The sequence below is a fragment of the Pseudomonas sp. P1_C12 genome (assembly GCF_056406435.1).
Window position 1 is genome coordinate 314,832 of record NZ_JBFUAE010000002.1, and the last position, 14,005, is coordinate 328,836.

Genomic DNA, 14,005 nt, shown 5'->3' on the forward strand with positions numbered 1-14,005 from the left:
GCGCGGCCGTTAAAGAGATGCAGCATAGATGCAATGACGTCTTGTTCTAGAGAGCTGCGTCAAACAATTGCAAAATTTTCGCCATTTTTGGATACAACGGCGCGGCATTATACATGCCAGCCCTTACTCCAAAGAGTGGATTTTCCTCAGGTTGTGACCGCGTATGACAGGCGAAATGAACATCCTCCCGCTACCGCAAGCCCTCCCGGCGACTTCGCGCCCGCCGGTGGTCAGCGGTGAGTTGCTCAAGTTGCTGACGCCGGTGGAGGGGCTGATCAGCATCGGTCAAACCGCCCAGGCCGAAGTACTGTCGCTCAAGCAGGCGGATCAGACTTTCCAGATGCTGCTCAAGGTCACCCTCGACAGCGGCCGCCAGACCACGGTCCAGACCACCAGCAATCAACCGCTGGCCCAGGGCACCACCCTGGTCGTCAGCCAACCCTCGGCCGGCAGTCTGGCCGTGACGGTGCAACAGGCCATTGCCGCCAGCGTTGCCACCCTCACCCGCCTCGACACCGCGCAACTGCCCGTCGGCACCCTGCTGCAGGGCAAAGTGCTGACCTCGCAAGTGCTGCCGCAGGTGCCCGGCCAACCCATGGTGTTTCGCTCGATGGTGGGTCTGCTCAATACCGCACTGAGTGGCAGCACCCTGAGCATCGACAGTCCGCAACCCTTGCGCATCGGCACTTTGTTGAGCGCGCAGGTGCAGGACGCCCAGACCTTGAAGTTCGTACCGCTGAGCAGCCGTCAGGAACAACTGGCGGTGACCCGGCAACTGGTCGACCAGCAAAGCCGCCAGGGTTCGCTGGATGGCTTGCTCAAGCTCCTGCAAAACCTGCCGGCTTCGGACCAGACATCCGTTGAGCTGCGTAGCGCCGCGAGCAGGCTCCTCGCCGGCCTGCCGGATGTTCAACAATTGAGCACCCCCAAGGGCCTGGTCCAGGCCCTGGCCAGCAGCGGTGTGTTTCTCGAAAGCAAACTGCTGACCGGGCAAAACCCGACACTCGCACCGGACATGAAAGGTGACCTGCTGAAACTGGTTGCGCAATTGAGTCAGGGGTTGCCGGCCAACACCAGCCTCGGCGCGATCATCGCCGCCAATACCCTGGCCCAGGCCATGCCGAATTTTGTCCGCAACGCCCTGGGCATGCTCGGTCAGGTCAGTGCCAAACCATCACCGACCGGTTTCCCGCTGCCCGAACGCCTGTTGCAAAGCGCCGACGCGGAAAACGACCTCGAACACCTGCTGCACCTGGCCGCCGCCGCAGTTTCACGCCTGCAAAGCCATCAACTGTCGAGCCTGGAACAAACCGGTGTAACCGCCGACGGACGGCTGATGAGTACCTGGCAACTGGAAATCCCGATGCGCAATCTGCAGGACATCGTGCCATTGCAGGTCAAGTTCCAGCGCGAAGATGCGCCCGAAAAAGAACAGCCAAAGGAGCGCCGCGAAGAACGCGAGCCCAAACAACAGCTGTGGCGTGTGGAACTGGCCTTCGCCATGGAGCCTTTGGGGCCGCTGCAAATTCAGGCGCAACTGATCAAGGGCAGCCTCTCCAGCCAGCTCTGGGCAGAACGGCCTTACACCGCCAGCCTGATCGAAAGCAACCTGAGCGGGCTGCGTGACCGCTTACTCTCCGCCGGCCTGAACGTCGGCGACCTCGATTGCCACCTCGGCACGCCACCCCAAGGCCCGCAAACCCGCCTCGAACAACGCTGGGTCGACGAAACCGCATGAAAAACCCCAACGCCCCACGCCAGGCCATCGCTCTCAAATACGACGGCAGCCATGCTCCTACCCTCACGGCCAAAGGTGATGAGGAACTGGCGGAAGAAATTCTGAAGATTGCCCGCGATTATGAAGTGCCAATCTACGAAAACGCCGAGCTGGTGAAGCTGTTGGCGCGGATGGAGTTGGGGGACAGCATTCCGCAGGAACTTTATCTCACGATTGCCGAGATCATTGCGTTTGCCTGGAATCTGAAGGGCAAGTTTCCCGAGGGGCAGAATCCGGATGCTCCGAGGGTGGAGAAGGATGTCACCGAACGCGGGGATGATTATTGAATCTGCGATCTTTTGATCTATTCAGTTTTTGTGCAACTTACTCATCAACTCTGCCGGCGTCACGTCATCAGACCTGAAAATGCGCAAAAGCTTGAGACTGCGACCAATAATCAATCCATTGATAAGGCCAGCCCCCATTGCCGACCCTGCCGTCATCGGCAATTCATTGGCCAGTTCCGGATACATCGCTGCCTGATAGCCAAGGTAGTAACGCCATGCAAAGAAGCCCCAATACACCATCAGAACCTTGATTGTGCCAGGCAGAACCAGATGTTCCCCTTCGCGCTGCACATTGCTGTACGAGAAAAAGCGCAGTGCCAGCAACCATCCCGCCAATAACCCGATTACATAGGCCGAGAGTGGAACGACTACACCTTGGGAGAGATTCAGCGAAGCCAGGGACAGGGTCACGAATATCACTGGTGTGATCTGCAATGACCTTTTCGACACGTGATTCTTGAAGCTGGCAATGACACCGTAATAAGTCAAGATCAGAAAAACCGCATAAACCCACAGCGGTGTACCGCGCAAAATGTCGATCATAAGCCTCCTTGGCACTGCATATTTTGAACAAGATGATCAAACTACTGATGGCGGGTTGCGATCACAAGATAGCGGGATCTGAAAAAGCTATAGGCAGGAGACTACGACGGCGTAGTACCCGTCTGAGGATAGAGAGGAATGCGTCGGATCGCGGGGAAGACTACTGAAATTTCGAGGATGCCTTCGCTGGCAAGCCAGCTCCTACAGTTCGGTATCGGCGCGAACCTGTAGGAGCTGGCTTGCCAGCGAAAGCGACTTCAGCCAGATCGCAAAACTCAGTTCTTGTGAAGCTTACTCATCAACTCCGCCTCAGCCTGGGTCAAGCCGCAGGACTGAGTCAGTTCGTCGACGCTGGCGCCCATCCCGACCAGCCGCGCTGCCTGGGCAAACGACAGGCTTGAAGGATCACGCTGTTCCAGCTGGGCGAGTTTGTCCGGCAATGGCGCGACTGTCGCGCGAAGCTCATGCAGGTCTTCACCCATGCGCACGTTGCCGTTCTGGTAATCGTCGACGCGCTTGCCCAGGTCCTTGATGCGCTGATCTCGCTGCGCATCACCCTTGGCCTGTTGCGCGGCGATCTGCTTTTGACCGCGAATGTACGCCAGGAACATCGCCAGCGTGCCTGCCCAGAACAGGAACAGGACAATGACCGCAACCTCGAGAATCAATCAGATACTCTCCAGTTCCGACCATTCTTCTTCGCTCATCATCTTGTCGAGCTCGACCAGGATGAGCAGTTCGTTGTTCTTGTTGCACACGCCTTGAATGAACTTGGCGGACTCTTCGTTACCCACGTTCGGCGCGGTTTCGATTTCCGACTGACGCAGGTAAACCACTTCGGCCACGCTGTCGACCATGATCCCGACCACTTGCTTGTCGGCTTCGATGATGACGATACGGGTGTTGTCGCTGATCTCGGCATTCATCAGGCCGAAGCGCTGGCGGGTGTCGATCACGGTGACGACGTTGCCGCGCAGGTTGATGATGCCCAGCACGTAACTCGGGGCACCCGGGACCGGGGCGATTTCGGTGTAACGCAGGACTTCCTGGACGCGCATCACGTTGATGCCGTAGGTCTCGTTGTCCAGCTTGAAGGTGACCCATTGCAGGATCGGATCTTCGGAACCCTTTGCCGCCGTCGCCTTGTCATTCATACCCTGATCCCCTCAAGAAACCGCCCTGGCGGTGTTGTTCTGTTATGTAGTTTTGTGGGTCGGCTTGTGGCCGTCCATGTGCTTTGCGCCGCCGCTGGCGATCAACTCGGCCAGCGCGGAAACGTCGAGCAACGCACACATGTGTTCAATCACCGTGCCCGCCAGCCATGGCCGTTGACCACGGTGACTGCGCCACTTGATTTCGTTCGGATCCAGGCGCAACGAGCGGCTGACCTGATGCACCGCCAGCCCCCACTCGTAGCCCTGGACGGAAATGACGTATTGCAGACCCTGCTTGAAATCGTCGCGGTAACGGTCGGGCATGACCCAACGTGCGGTATCCAGCACTTTCAGGTTGCCCGACTGACTCGGCAAGATGCCGAGGAACCACTCCGGCTGACCGAACAACGGCGTCAGTTCATGACCGGCCAGGGAGTAAATCGAACCCAGGCACACCAGCGGCACCGCCAGGGTCAAACCGGCGACATCGAACAGCAGGCATTCGAAGGGTTCGGCAGCCCAGGACGGACGACCATCGGTTTCCACCGGTGGCGGCGTATTGCTTGACGGCAGATGCACTTCGACGACGGGAGGCACCAGCGCCTGAGGCACCTCGATAACCAGCGTCACCGGCGCTGCAGGCTCTTCAATGGTTGGAACCACCAGGGTTTGCAACAGCGGTGCAAGGGTCGACACCGCTGCCAGAACGGGCTCCAGCGCTTCGGCCAAGGCAACCTGAGCCTTGGCCACCGGTGCTACCGGCGTAACCAACGGCGCGGTGTTCTGTGCATCCCGGGCCTGCTCTTCGAGCACGGCGGCCTGGAACTCGTCCAGCACGGCTTGCTCTTCGATGACATTCACCGTTTCGACAACCTCGGCCAGCGCCTCGATCTCCGGCGCCATGTCCTCGGTTGCTTCTTGCAGCAGGTTGTCCAGATACGACTGCAACGCCAGTTGCGGGCGCGATGAGAGCTTCAATGGCCGATTCATCGGCATCCCCCTGTAGGAGCTGCCGCAGGCTGCGATCTTTTAGCGATATCAAGGGTGCCGCCAAGCAAGATCAAAAGATCGCAGCCTGCGGCAGCTCCTACAGGAATTGGGCTCATGTCACGCCACCTGCGGAACAAGTTGTGCCGCCAGCAGATGCTTGAGCAACGCACGGTAAGCGAGAACGCCACGGCTCTTGCCGTCGAATTGCGAAGGCGTTAGACCGGCCCGACTGGCATCGCGCAGGCGCGTGTCCACCGGGATGTAGCCTTGCCAGATTTCGTCGGGGAATTTGTCGCGCAGCACGCGCAACGTGCCGAGGGACGCCTGGGTCCTTCGGTCAAACAGCGTCGGTACGATGGTGAACGGCAACGCCTGTTTGCGCGAGCGGTTGATCATCGCCAGGGTGTTGACCATGCGCTCAAGGCCCTTGACCGCCAGGTGTTCGGTCTGCACCGGGATCACCAATTGCTGGCTCGCCGCCAAGGCATTGACCATCAGCACGCCGAGCAAGGGCGGGCTGTCGATCACCGCGTAATCGAAGTCCTGCCACAGTTGCGCCAGGCTCTTGGCAATCACCAGGCCCAAACCACTCTGCCCCGGCGACTGGCGCTCAAGGGTGGCCAGCGCGGTGCTGGAGGGCAACAGGGAGATGCGTTCGTCGCTGGTCGACAGCAGCAGTTGACCCGGCAGGCCTTGCGGCACGTTGCCCTTGTGCAGGAACAGGTTGTAGCTGCTGTGCTCCAGGGCGTCGGGATCGTAGCCGAAGTAGCTGGTCATCGAGCCGTGGGGGTCGAGATCGACCACGACCACGCGCTTGCCCGCCTCCGCCAGTAAACCGGCTAAAGCGATGGAGGAAGTGGTTTTACCGACACCACCCTTTTGATTGGCGACTGCCCAGACTCTCATTCGGATTGTTCCTCCCGGCCGAATGGATCGACCGAGAAATAGCTCATCGTGTTAATGCGGGTGACGGAGAATTGACGGCGCTCTCTCGTACCGGCGACTTGACCGGGGTCGGTGCAGTTTGTGTGCCAGCACGCTTCAATGCGGCATCCGGTTGCGCATGGGCGGTTCCGGTGCCGGTCAGGCTGCGGCGCACATCGAGGTTGCGCGACACCACCAGCACCACGCGACGGTTGCGGGCGCGGCCTTCAGCGGTGGCATTGTTGGCCATCGGCTGAAACTCGCCGTAGCCCACCGACGCCAGGCGACCGGGGTTCACCCCCTGCATCGCCAGCATGCGCACGATGCTGGCCGAGCGGGCCGAAGACAGTTCCCAGTTGGTCGGGTACTGCGCGGTGCGGATCGGTTGGTCGTCGGTGAAGCCTTCGACATGAATCGGGTTGTCGAATGGCTTCAGGATCGCCGCAACCTTGTCGATGATGTTGAACGCGATGTTGCTGGGCATGGCGTCGCCGCTGCCGAACAACAGGCTGGAATTGAGCTCGATCTCGACCCACAACTCGTTGCCGCGCACGGTCATCTGGTTGGAGCTGATCAGGTCACCGAACGCCGCACTGATGTCGTCGGCGATGCTTTTGAGCGGATCGCTGGCGCCGGCGACACCGGCATCGACCAGGTCACTGTCCTTGACCAGCGGCTTGGCCGGGGTCACGGTCTTCGGCCGCTCATCCCCGATCGGGATCGGCTTGAGCGAACGATCGGAATCGGTGAAGACGCCGATCAGCGCTTCGGAAATGACCTTGTACTTGCCTTCGTTGATCGAAGAGATCGAGTACATCACCACGAAAAAGGCGAACAGCAAGGTGATGAAGTCGGCGTAGGACACCAGCCAGCGTTCGTGGTTGACGTGTTCTTCATGCTGGCGACGACGTGCCATAGTCAGGGCCTGCTCACAGTAAATGATGCAGCGCGTTGGCGCTGTGATTGTGCCAGGCAAGGCGCGTGACGCCGAGAATGGCTTCTCCCTTCTCAAGTCGCGCAACGCAGCCTGGCGCAATCACAGCGCCAACCCGGAGGGCAGCGCCCTGCGAGCCGCAATACGTCGTTACTCGTCGTTCATTTGAAGCAACCAAACCTCTCTCCTCGTGCCTAGTCTTGCGGCTCGCAGGGCGCTGCGCGCTCCATCATTTACTGTGAGCAGGCCCTGCTACCCCCATCAATCCATGAAGCCCTGAAGCTTCAACTCAATGGAGCGAGGGTTTTCACCTTCGGCGATCGACAGCAGCCCTTCCAACAGCATTTCGCGATAACGCGACTGGCGCAGCGCGATGGATTTGAGTTTGGCGGCGATCGGCAGCAGCACCAGGTTGGCACTGGCCACGCCGTAGATGGTGGCGACGAAGGCCACGGCGATGCCGTTACCCAGTTGCGACGGATCGCCCAGGTTGCCCATGACGTGAATCAAGCCCATCACCGCACCGATGATGCCGATGGTCGGCGCATAGCCGCCCATGCTTTCGAAGACCTTGGCCGCTTCGACATCGCGGCTTTCCTGGGTGTAGAAATCCACTTCCAGAATGCTGCGGATCGCCTCCGGCTCGGCACCGTCAACCAGCAGTTGCAGGCCTTTGCGCGCGTAGTTGTCGGGCTCGGCGTCGGCGATACCTTCAAGGCCCAGCAGGCCTTCCTTGCGGGCGGTCAGGCTCCAGTTCACCACGCGGTCGATGCCACCGGCCAGGTCGACACGGGGCGGGAACAGGATCCAGGCAAGGATCTGCATGGCGCGCTTGAAGGCGCTCATCGGCGATTGCAGCAGCGCGGCGCCAATGGTGCCGCCGAGCACGATCAGCGCTGCCGGGCCGTTGGCCAGGGCGCCGAGATGACCGCCTTCAAGGTAGTTGCCGCCGATGATGGCGACGAAGGCCATGATGATGCCGATCAGGCTTAGAACATCCATCAGATGCAGGCCTCGACCAGGTGCTTGCCAATGTCGTCGAGGCTGTACACCGCGTCGGCGAGTTCAGCCTTGACGATGGCCATCGGCATGCCGTAGATCACGCAACTGGCTTCGTCCTGTGCCCAGATCGAACTGCCGCCCTGCTTGAGCAGGCGCGCGCCTTCACGGCCGTCGGCGCCCATGCCGGTCAGGACCACCGCCAGAACTTTGTCGCCGTAGGACTTGGCTGCCGAACCGAAGGTGATGTCCACGCACGGCTTGTAATTCAGACGCTCGTCACCCGGGAGGATTCTCACCGCGCCACGGCCGTCGATCATCATCTGCTTGCCACCCGGCGCCAGCAGCGCCAGGCCCGGCCGCAGGATGTCGCCATCCTCGGCTTCCTTGACGCTGATGCGGCAGAGCTTGTCCAGGCGCTCGGCGAAGGCCTTGGTGAAGGCGGCCGGCATGTGTTGGACCAGCACGATCGGGGCCGGGAAGCTGGCCGGCAATTGGGTCAACACCCGTTGCAGCGCAACCGGGCCGCCGGTGGACGTACCGATGGCCACCAGTTTGTAGGCTTTGCGTTTCGGCGCGGGCGACGACGCAGTGGCCGCATGCGTACGCGCAGGGATCGGTGCCGGTGCCGGACGCACGGGCGCGCTGCTGCCAAAACTGCCAACGCTGGAAGGCGCAGGCGTCGGGGCTGGTGCAGCGACAGGCGTCGGAGCGCTGTAGGCGCTGACTCGACGATTGCTGCGCGCAATGCTGAGGATCTTCTCGCACAGCAGTTGCTTGACCTTCTCGGGGTTGCGCGAGATGTCTTCGAAATTTTTCGGCAGGAAGTCCACCGCGCCGGCATCCAGCGCATCGAGGGTGACGCGGGCGCCTTCGTGGGTCAGCGAGGAGAACATCAAGACCGGGGTCGGGGAGCGTTGCATGATGTGCCGCACAGCGGTGATGCCGTCCATCATCGGCATCTCGTAGTCCATGGTGATCACGTCGGGCTTGAGGGCCAGCGCCTGATCGATCGCCTCTTTGCCGTTGGTCGCCGTGCCGACGACCTGGATATTGGAATCCGCTGAAAGAATTTCCGAGACGCGGCGGCGGAAAAACCCCGAATCGTCCACCACCAGGACTTTGACTGCCATAAACACTCCATTAGATGGAGCGAGGCCAGGCGCCCCGCTCCACCAGAATCAAATACGCCGTGTGGCGTAACGCTTGAGCATGCTCGGAACATCGAGAATCAGCGCGATGCGGCCGTCACCGGTGATGGTGGCGCCGGACATGCCCGGCGTTCCCTGGAGCATTTTGCCCAATGGCTTGATGACCACTTCTTCCTGGCCCACCAGTTGATCGACGACAAAGCCGATCCGCTGCGTGCCCACCGAAAGGATCACCACATGGCCTTCGCGCTGCTCTTCGTGAGCGGCGGAGCTGACCAGCCAGCGTTTGAGATAGAACAATGGCAGTGCCTTGTCCCGCACGATCACCACTTCCTGGCCGTCCACAACGTTGGTGGTCGACAGGTCGAGGTGGAAGATCTCGTTGACGTTCACCAGCGGGAACGCGAATGCCTGGTTGCCGAGCATGACCATCAGCGTCGGCATGATCGCCAGGGTCAGCGGCACCTTGATGACGATCTTCGAACCCTGGCCCTTGGTCGAGTAGATGTTGATCGAGCCGTTGAGCTGGGAAATCTTGGTTTTCACCACGTCCATGCCCACACCGCGACCCGATACGTCGGAGATCTCGGTCTTGGTCGAGAAACCCGGGGCGAAGATCAGGTTGTAGCATTCGGTGTCGCTCAGGCGGTCCGCCGCATCCTTGTCCATCACACCGCGCTTGACCGCGATTGAACGCAGGACGTTCGGGTCCATGCCTTTGCCGTCATCGGAAATCGACAGCAGGATGTGATCGCCTTCCTGCTCGGCCGCCAGGATGACCTTGCCGCCACGAGCCTTGCCCGAGGCTTCGCGTTCTTCCGGCGATTCGATGCCGTGGTCGACTGCGTTGCGCACCAAGTGGACCAACGGATCGGCCAGGGCCTCGACGAGGTTCTTGTCGAGGTCGGTTTCTTCGCCGACCAACTCCAGGTTGATCTCTTTCTTGAGCTGGCGAGCCAGGTCGCGAACCAGGCGCGGGAAACGCCCGAAGACTTTCTTGATCGGCTGCATCCGGGTCTTCATGACCGCGGTTTGCAGGTCGGCCGTGACCACGTCGAGGTTCGACACGGCCTTGGACATGGCTTCGTCGCCGCTGTTGAGGCCCAGGCGGACCAGGCGGTTACGCACCAGCACCAACTCGCCGACCATGTTCATGATCTCGTCGAGACGCGCGGTATCGACGCGCACGGTGGTCTCGGCTTCACAGGCCGGCTTTTCCGCCGGTGGAGCGGCCGGGGCGCGGGCGGCAGCAGGTGCAGCGGCAGCAGCCGGCGTTTCGGCTTTTGGCTCGGGTGCCTTGGCCACCGGTTTCGGTGCCGCAGCCTTCGCGGCCGGCGCGGCAACGGACGTGTTCGATCCGCTGGCAACCGTCGCCTTGCCGACTTCGCTGAACTTGCCTTTGCCGTGCAACTCATCGAGCAGCGATTCAAATTCGTGATCGCTGATCAGATCGCTGCCGGCCGCTGCAGCGGTTGGCGCGGCAGCAGCCGGTACGGAAGCAATGGCCGACTCCAGCGCATCGACAGCGAAGTTACCCTTGCCGTGCAGTTGGTCGAGCAGTGCTTCGAATTCGTCGTCAGTAATATCGGAGCTGTCGCCGGCCGCTTTCGGGGCCTCTGGCGCAGCTGGCGCCGGGACCACCGCGTCAACGGCGAACTGGCCCTTGCCGTGCAGTTGATCGAGCAACGACTCGAACTCGGCGTCGGTGATTTCATCGCTGACCGGCGCAGAAACAGCCGCCGGCGCCTCGGCCTGGGCCTTGACGGCGTTCAGCGAGTCCAGCAGTTGTTCGAATTCATTGTCGGTGATATCGCCCGATTCGCTTTCAGCCACAGACGCTTCGACCACGGCGGCGACAGGTGCAGCAGCCACCTCGTCAGCCGATTGCGGCTCGGCCAGACGGGCCAGCGCCGCGAGCAGTTCAGGTGTCGCAGCCGTGATCGGGCTGCGTTCGCGGACTTCGCTGAACATGCTGTTCACCGCGTCCAGCGCTTCGAGAACCACGTCCATCAGTTCCGAGTCGACGCGACGCTCACCCTTGCGCAGGATGTCGAACACGTTCTCGGCGATATGGCAGCACTCCACCAGCTCGTTGAGCTGGAGGAAGCCGGCGCCCCCTTTTACAGTGTGAAAACCGCGAAAAATTGCATTGAGCAAATCCGCATCATCCGGACGGCTTTCCAGCTCGACCAGTTGCTCGGACAGTTGCTCTAGAATCTCGCCGGCCTCAACCAGGAAATCCTGAAGGATCTCTTCATCGGCGCCGAAGCTCATTAAGGGGGTGCTCCTACAGGTCTAAAAACCCAAAAAACCTAAAATTCTAAAATTTAGAATCCCAGGCTGGATAGCAAATCGTCCACATCGTCCTGACCGGACACAACGTCTTCTCTTTTATCGGCATGAATCTGCGGACCTTCACCCTGAGAGAGATGTTTTTGTGGATCTTTTTCAGCAAGCATCGCTTCACGGTCATGTTCGATGCCCGCAAAGCGGTCTACCTGACTGGCCATCAGCACGAGCTTGAGCAGGTTGCTTTCGACTTCGGTGACCAGCTGGGTCACTCGCTTGATCACTTGCCCCGTGAGGTCCTGGTAATCCTGGGCGAGCAGGATGTCGTTGAGGTTGCCCGACACCGCGCGATTATACGTGCCGCTGCGCACCAGGAAGCCGTCGACCCGGCGGGCCAGTTCACGAAACTCTTCGGCGCCGACTTCGCGACGCATGAAGCGTCCCCAGTCCGTGCTCAAGGCCTGGGCTTCATCCGCCAGGCCATTGACCAGCGGCGTGGCACTTTCCACCAGGTCCATGGTGCGGTTGGCCGCAGCCTCGGTCAGCTTGACCACATAGCCCAGACGCTCAGTGGCGTCGGTGATCTGGGACACTTCTTCGGCTTGCGGCATGTGCGGGTCAATCTGGAAATTGACGATCGCGCTATGCAGTTCGCGAGTGAGCTTGCCCACTTCCTGATACAGGCCGCGGTCACGGGTCTGGTTGAGCTCATGGATCAATTGCACCGCGTCGCCGAACTTGCCTTTTTCAAGGCTCGCGACCAATTCGACGGCGTGTTTTTTCAGGGTCGACTCAAAGTCGCCCAATGAAGTTTCGTTATTGCCCATAGCTCCCCCGTGGCGCACTCATCAACCGATGCGTTCGAAAATCTTCTCGATTTTTTCTTTCAACGCCTGGGCCGTGAAGGGTTTGACCACATAGCCGTTAACGCCGGCCTGGGCCGCTTCGATGATCTGCTCGCGCTTGGCTTCAGCGGTCACCATCAGCACCGGCAGGTGCTTGAGCTTTTCATCGGCACGCACGTGGCGCAGCAGATCGATACCGGTCATGCCAGGCATGTTCCAGTCCGTTACCAGAAAGTCGATGCTTCCGCTGTTGAGCACCGGAATGGCGGTAGTGCCATCGTCGGCCTCGACGGTGTTGGTGAACCCAAGGTCACGCAGCAGGTTCTTGATGATCCGCCGCATCGTTGAGAAGTCATCAACGATGAGGATTTTCATGTTCTTGTCCAATTCGACCTCCAAGCAGTCTTAAACGCGCCCAGCACCTGGACGCGCCATTTCAATCAATCCGGCAAAGCACTCAATGACTGTCTGGAGCACAACAGATCGCGACCGGCGCAGTTCAACACCACACCGGCCTCGTTCGCAGTGTCCCCCACACTGCCTTCAGCGCGCTCGCCACTCCCCCAAACGCCCCCGCAAACGGGCCGCGCACTGGCTGTGTAACTGGCTGACCCGAGATTCGCTGACCCCCAGGACCTCACCGATTTCCTTGAGGTTCAACTCTTCGTCGTAGTACAGCGCCAACACCAGTCGCTCACGCTCCGGCAAATTGGCAATCGCCTCCGCCAGCGCAGCCTGGAAGCGTTCATCTTCCAGATCGCGTGACGGCTCGATATGAGCACTCGCGCCATCCTCGTGCAGACCTTCGTGTTCGCCGTCCTGCAACAGATCGTCGAAACTGAACAGCCGGCTGCCCAGGGTGTCGTTCAAAATCCCGTAGTAATCGTCGAGACTCAATTGGAGTTCGGCCGCAACTTCGTGATCTTTAGCGTCACGGCCGGTTTTCGCTTCAATCGAGCGAATGGCGTCGCTGACCATGCGCGTATTGCGGTGAACCGAACGTGGCGCCCAGTCCCCCTTGCGCACCTCATCGAGCATGGCGCCGCGGATTCGAATGCCCGCGTACGTCTCGAAACTGGCGCCTTTGCTGGCGTCATATTTGGTCGACACCTCAAGCAGGCCGATCATCCCGGCCTGGATCAGGTCTTCGACCTGGACACTGGCCGGCAGGCGCGCCAACAAGTGGTAGGCAATGCGTTTAACCAGCGGCGCGTAACGCTCGATCAGCTCGTACTGCGCATCACGCGCCGATTTTTTGTAGAGGTTGTAACCGCTTGCTGTCATAGAACCGGTCCTGCTGTCTGCTGCACGAGGCGCTCGACGAAAAACTCCAGGTGCCCGCGCGGGTTGGCAGGCAGCGGCCAGGTATCGACCTTCTGTGCGATCGCCTTGAATGCCAGCGAGCACTTGGAACGCGGGAACGCCTCGTAGACAGCGCGCTGCTTTTGCACGGCCTTGCGCACGCTTTCGTCGTAAGGCACAGCGCCGACGTATTGCAGGGCGACGTCGAGGAAGCGATCCGTGACCTTGGTCAACTTGGCGAACAGGTTGCGCCCTTCCTGCGGGCTCTGGGCCATGTTGGCCAGGACGCGGAAGCGGTTCATGCCGTAGTCACGGTTAAGCAATTTGATCAATGCGTAGGCGTCAGTGATCGAGGTCGGCTCGTCGCACACCACCAGCAGCACTTCCTGGGCTGCGCGAACGAAACTGACTACCGAGTCACCAATGCCCGCCGCGGTATCGATCACCAATACGTCGAGGTTGTCGCCGATATCGCTGAAGGCCTGGATCAGGCCGGCGTGTTGCGCGGGGCTCAGATGCACCATGCTCTGAGTGCCGGATGCGGCCGGAACGATACGGATGCCGCCGGGTCCCTGCAGCAGTACATCGCGCAGTTCGCAGCGGCCCTCGATCACGTCGGCCAGGGTACGTTTGGGTGTCAGGCCCAGCAGAACGTCGACGTTCGCCAGCCCCAGGTCGGCGTCCAACAGCATGACGCGCCGGCCAAGCTCAGCCAGAGCCAGGGACAAGTTCACTGACACATTAGTTTTCCCGACGCCACCTTTGCCGCCGGTCACCGCGATCACCTGTACGGGATGCATGCTGCCCATG

15 protein-coding genes are annotated in these 14,005 nt (G+C 60.5%); 2 read left to right on the top strand and 13 right to left on the bottom strand.

Annotation, left to right across the window (positions count from 1 at the left end; genetic code table 11):
* The first annotated feature begins 163 nt into the window (after positions 1–163).
* Together fliK and AC1D19_RS04445 are read left to right on the top strand one after the other, a co-directional pair.
* Complete coding sequence (gene fliK, locus AC1D19_RS04440; RefSeq protein ID WP_477762502.1) at positions 164–1,738, top strand: flagellar hook-length control protein FliK; 1,575 nt, start codon at positions 164–166, stop codon at positions 1,736–1,738.
* Positions 1,735–2,064, top strand: a complete 330-nt coding sequence (locus AC1D19_RS04445; protein WP_477762503.1) for an EscU/YscU/HrcU family type III secretion system export apparatus switch protein — start codon at positions 1,735–1,737, stop codon at positions 2,062–2,064. The genes fliK and AC1D19_RS04445 overlap by 4 nt, the downstream gene beginning before the upstream one ends.
* Before the next feature lie 21 nt (positions 2,065–2,085).
* On the opposite strand, the gene AC1D19_RS04450 is transcribed toward AC1D19_RS04445, so the two are convergent.
* The 13 genes from AC1D19_RS04450 to fleN form a co-directional block, all read right to left on the bottom strand.
* On the bottom strand, positions 2,086–2,607 hold the full coding sequence (locus tag AC1D19_RS04450; protein WP_477762504.1) for a hypothetical protein: 522 nt from the start codon (positions 2,605–2,607) through the stop codon (positions 2,086–2,088).
* Positions 2,608–2,882: 275 nt separating this feature from the next.
* Positions 2,883–3,275, bottom strand: coding sequence for a DUF2802 domain-containing protein (locus tag AC1D19_RS04455; protein WP_477762505.1), 393 nt, complete (start codon positions 3,273–3,275; stop codon positions 2,883–2,885).
* On the bottom strand, positions 3,276–3,761 hold the full coding sequence (locus AC1D19_RS04460) for a chemotaxis protein CheW (protein WP_007980742.1): 486 nt from the start codon (positions 3,759–3,761) through the stop codon (positions 3,276–3,278).
* Positions 3,762–3,803: 42 nt separating this feature from the next.
* Positions 3,804–4,751: a CheW domain-containing protein gene (locus tag AC1D19_RS04465; RefSeq protein WP_477762506.1), complete on the bottom strand. Its 948-nt coding sequence runs from the start codon at positions 4,749–4,751 to the stop codon at positions 3,804–3,806.
* Between the two features lie 117 nt (positions 4,752–4,868).
* Entirely contained in the window at positions 4,869–5,657 is a 789-nt protein-coding gene (locus AC1D19_RS04470; protein WP_477762507.1) for a ParA family protein, read from the bottom strand.
* Between the two features lie 43 nt (positions 5,658–5,700).
* Entirely contained in the window at positions 5,701–6,591 is an 891-nt protein-coding gene (gene motD, locus AC1D19_RS04475; protein ID WP_477759852.1) for a flagellar motor protein MotD, read from the bottom strand.
* A gap of 279 nt (positions 6,592–6,870) precedes the next feature.
* Complete coding sequence (locus AC1D19_RS04480) at positions 6,871–7,611, bottom strand: flagellar motor protein (protein ID WP_085716992.1); 741 nt, start codon at positions 7,609–7,611, stop codon at positions 6,871–6,873.
* Positions 7,611–8,741 carry a protein-glutamate methylesterase/protein-glutamine glutaminase gene (locus AC1D19_RS04485; RefSeq protein WP_477762508.1) on the bottom strand — a complete coding sequence of 377 codons (1,131 nt, stop codon included), beginning with the start codon at positions 8,739–8,741 and terminating at the stop codon, positions 7,611–7,613. The genes AC1D19_RS04480 and AC1D19_RS04485 overlap by 1 nt, the downstream gene beginning before the upstream one ends.
* A 48-nt stretch (positions 8,742–8,789) precedes the next feature.
* The gene (locus tag AC1D19_RS04490) at positions 8,790–11,033 is read right to left on the bottom strand and encodes a chemotaxis protein CheA (RefSeq protein WP_477762509.1); all 2,244 of its coding nucleotides are present in this window, start codon (positions 11,031–11,033) and stop codon (positions 8,790–8,792) included.
* A 53-nt stretch (positions 11,034–11,086) separates the two neighbouring features.
* Positions 11,087–11,875, bottom strand: a complete 789-nt coding sequence (locus tag AC1D19_RS04495; RefSeq protein WP_477762510.1) for a protein phosphatase CheZ — start codon at positions 11,873–11,875, stop codon at positions 11,087–11,089.
* 21 nt (positions 11,876–11,896) lie between these two features.
* Complete coding sequence (locus tag AC1D19_RS04500; protein WP_003183998.1) at positions 11,897–12,268, bottom strand: chemotaxis response regulator CheY; 372 nt, start codon at positions 12,266–12,268, stop codon at positions 11,897–11,899.
* A gap of 168 nt (positions 12,269–12,436) precedes the next feature.
* Positions 12,437–13,177: an RNA polymerase sigma factor FliA gene (gene fliA, locus AC1D19_RS04505; protein WP_223461391.1), complete on the bottom strand. Its 741-nt coding sequence runs from the start codon at positions 13,175–13,177 to the stop codon at positions 12,437–12,439.
* Positions 13,174–14,004, bottom strand: coding sequence for a flagellar synthesis regulator FleN (fleN, locus tag AC1D19_RS04510; RefSeq protein ID WP_008001746.1), 831 nt, complete (start codon positions 14,002–14,004; stop codon positions 13,174–13,176). The genes fliA and fleN overlap by 4 nt, the downstream gene beginning before the upstream one ends.
* Position 14,005 lies beyond the last annotated feature (1 nt).

What these genes read in the sequence shown, in the direction of transcription:
- AC1D19_RS04495 (WP_477762510.1), bottom strand. Translation starts at nt 11,875, where the DNA reads ATGGGCAATAACGAAACTTCATTGGGCGACTTTGAGTCGACCCTGAAA.
- fliA (WP_223461391.1), bottom strand. Translation starts at nt 13,177, where the DNA reads ATGACAGCAAGCGGTTACAACCTCTACAAAAAATCGGCGCGTGATGCG.
- AC1D19_RS04480 (WP_085716992.1), bottom strand. Translation starts at nt 7,611, where the DNA reads ATGGATGTTCTAAGCCTGATCGGCATCATCATGGCCTTCGTCGCCATC.
- fleN (WP_008001746.1), bottom strand. Translation starts at nt 14,004, where the DNA reads ATGGGCAGCATGCATCCCGTACAGGTGATCGCGGTGACCGGCGGCAAA.
- AC1D19_RS04485 (WP_477762508.1), bottom strand. Translation starts at nt 8,741, where the DNA reads ATGGCAGTCAAAGTCCTGGTGGTGGACGATTCGGGGTTTTTCCGCCGC.
- AC1D19_RS04490 (WP_477762509.1), bottom strand. Translation starts at nt 11,033, where the DNA reads ATGAGCTTCGGCGCCGATGAAGAGATCCTTCAGGATTTCCTGGTTGAG.
- AC1D19_RS04460 (WP_007980742.1), bottom strand. Translation starts at nt 3,761, where the DNA reads ATGAATGACAAGGCGACGGCGGCAAAGGGTTCCGAAGATCCGATCCTG.
- fliK (WP_477762502.1), top strand. Translation starts at nt 164, where the DNA reads ATGACAGGCGAAATGAACATCCTCCCGCTACCGCAAGCCCTCCCGGCG.
- AC1D19_RS04500 (WP_003183998.1), bottom strand. Translation starts at nt 12,268, where the DNA reads ATGAAAATCCTCATCGTTGATGACTTCTCAACGATGCGGCGGATCATC.
- motD (WP_477759852.1), bottom strand. Translation starts at nt 6,591, where the DNA reads ATGGCACGTCGTCGCCAGCATGAAGAACACGTCAACCACGAACGCTGG.
- AC1D19_RS04450 (WP_477762504.1), bottom strand. Translation starts at nt 2,607, where the DNA reads ATGATCGACATTTTGCGCGGTACACCGCTGTGGGTTTATGCGGTTTTT.
- AC1D19_RS04465 (WP_477762506.1), bottom strand. Translation starts at nt 4,751, where the DNA reads ATGAATCGGCCATTGAAGCTCTCATCGCGCCCGCAACTGGCGTTGCAG.
- AC1D19_RS04445 (WP_477762503.1), top strand. Translation starts at nt 1,735, where the DNA reads ATGAAAAACCCCAACGCCCCACGCCAGGCCATCGCTCTCAAATACGAC.
- AC1D19_RS04470 (WP_477762507.1), bottom strand. Translation starts at nt 5,657, where the DNA reads ATGAGAGTCTGGGCAGTCGCCAATCAAAAGGGTGGTGTCGGTAAAACC.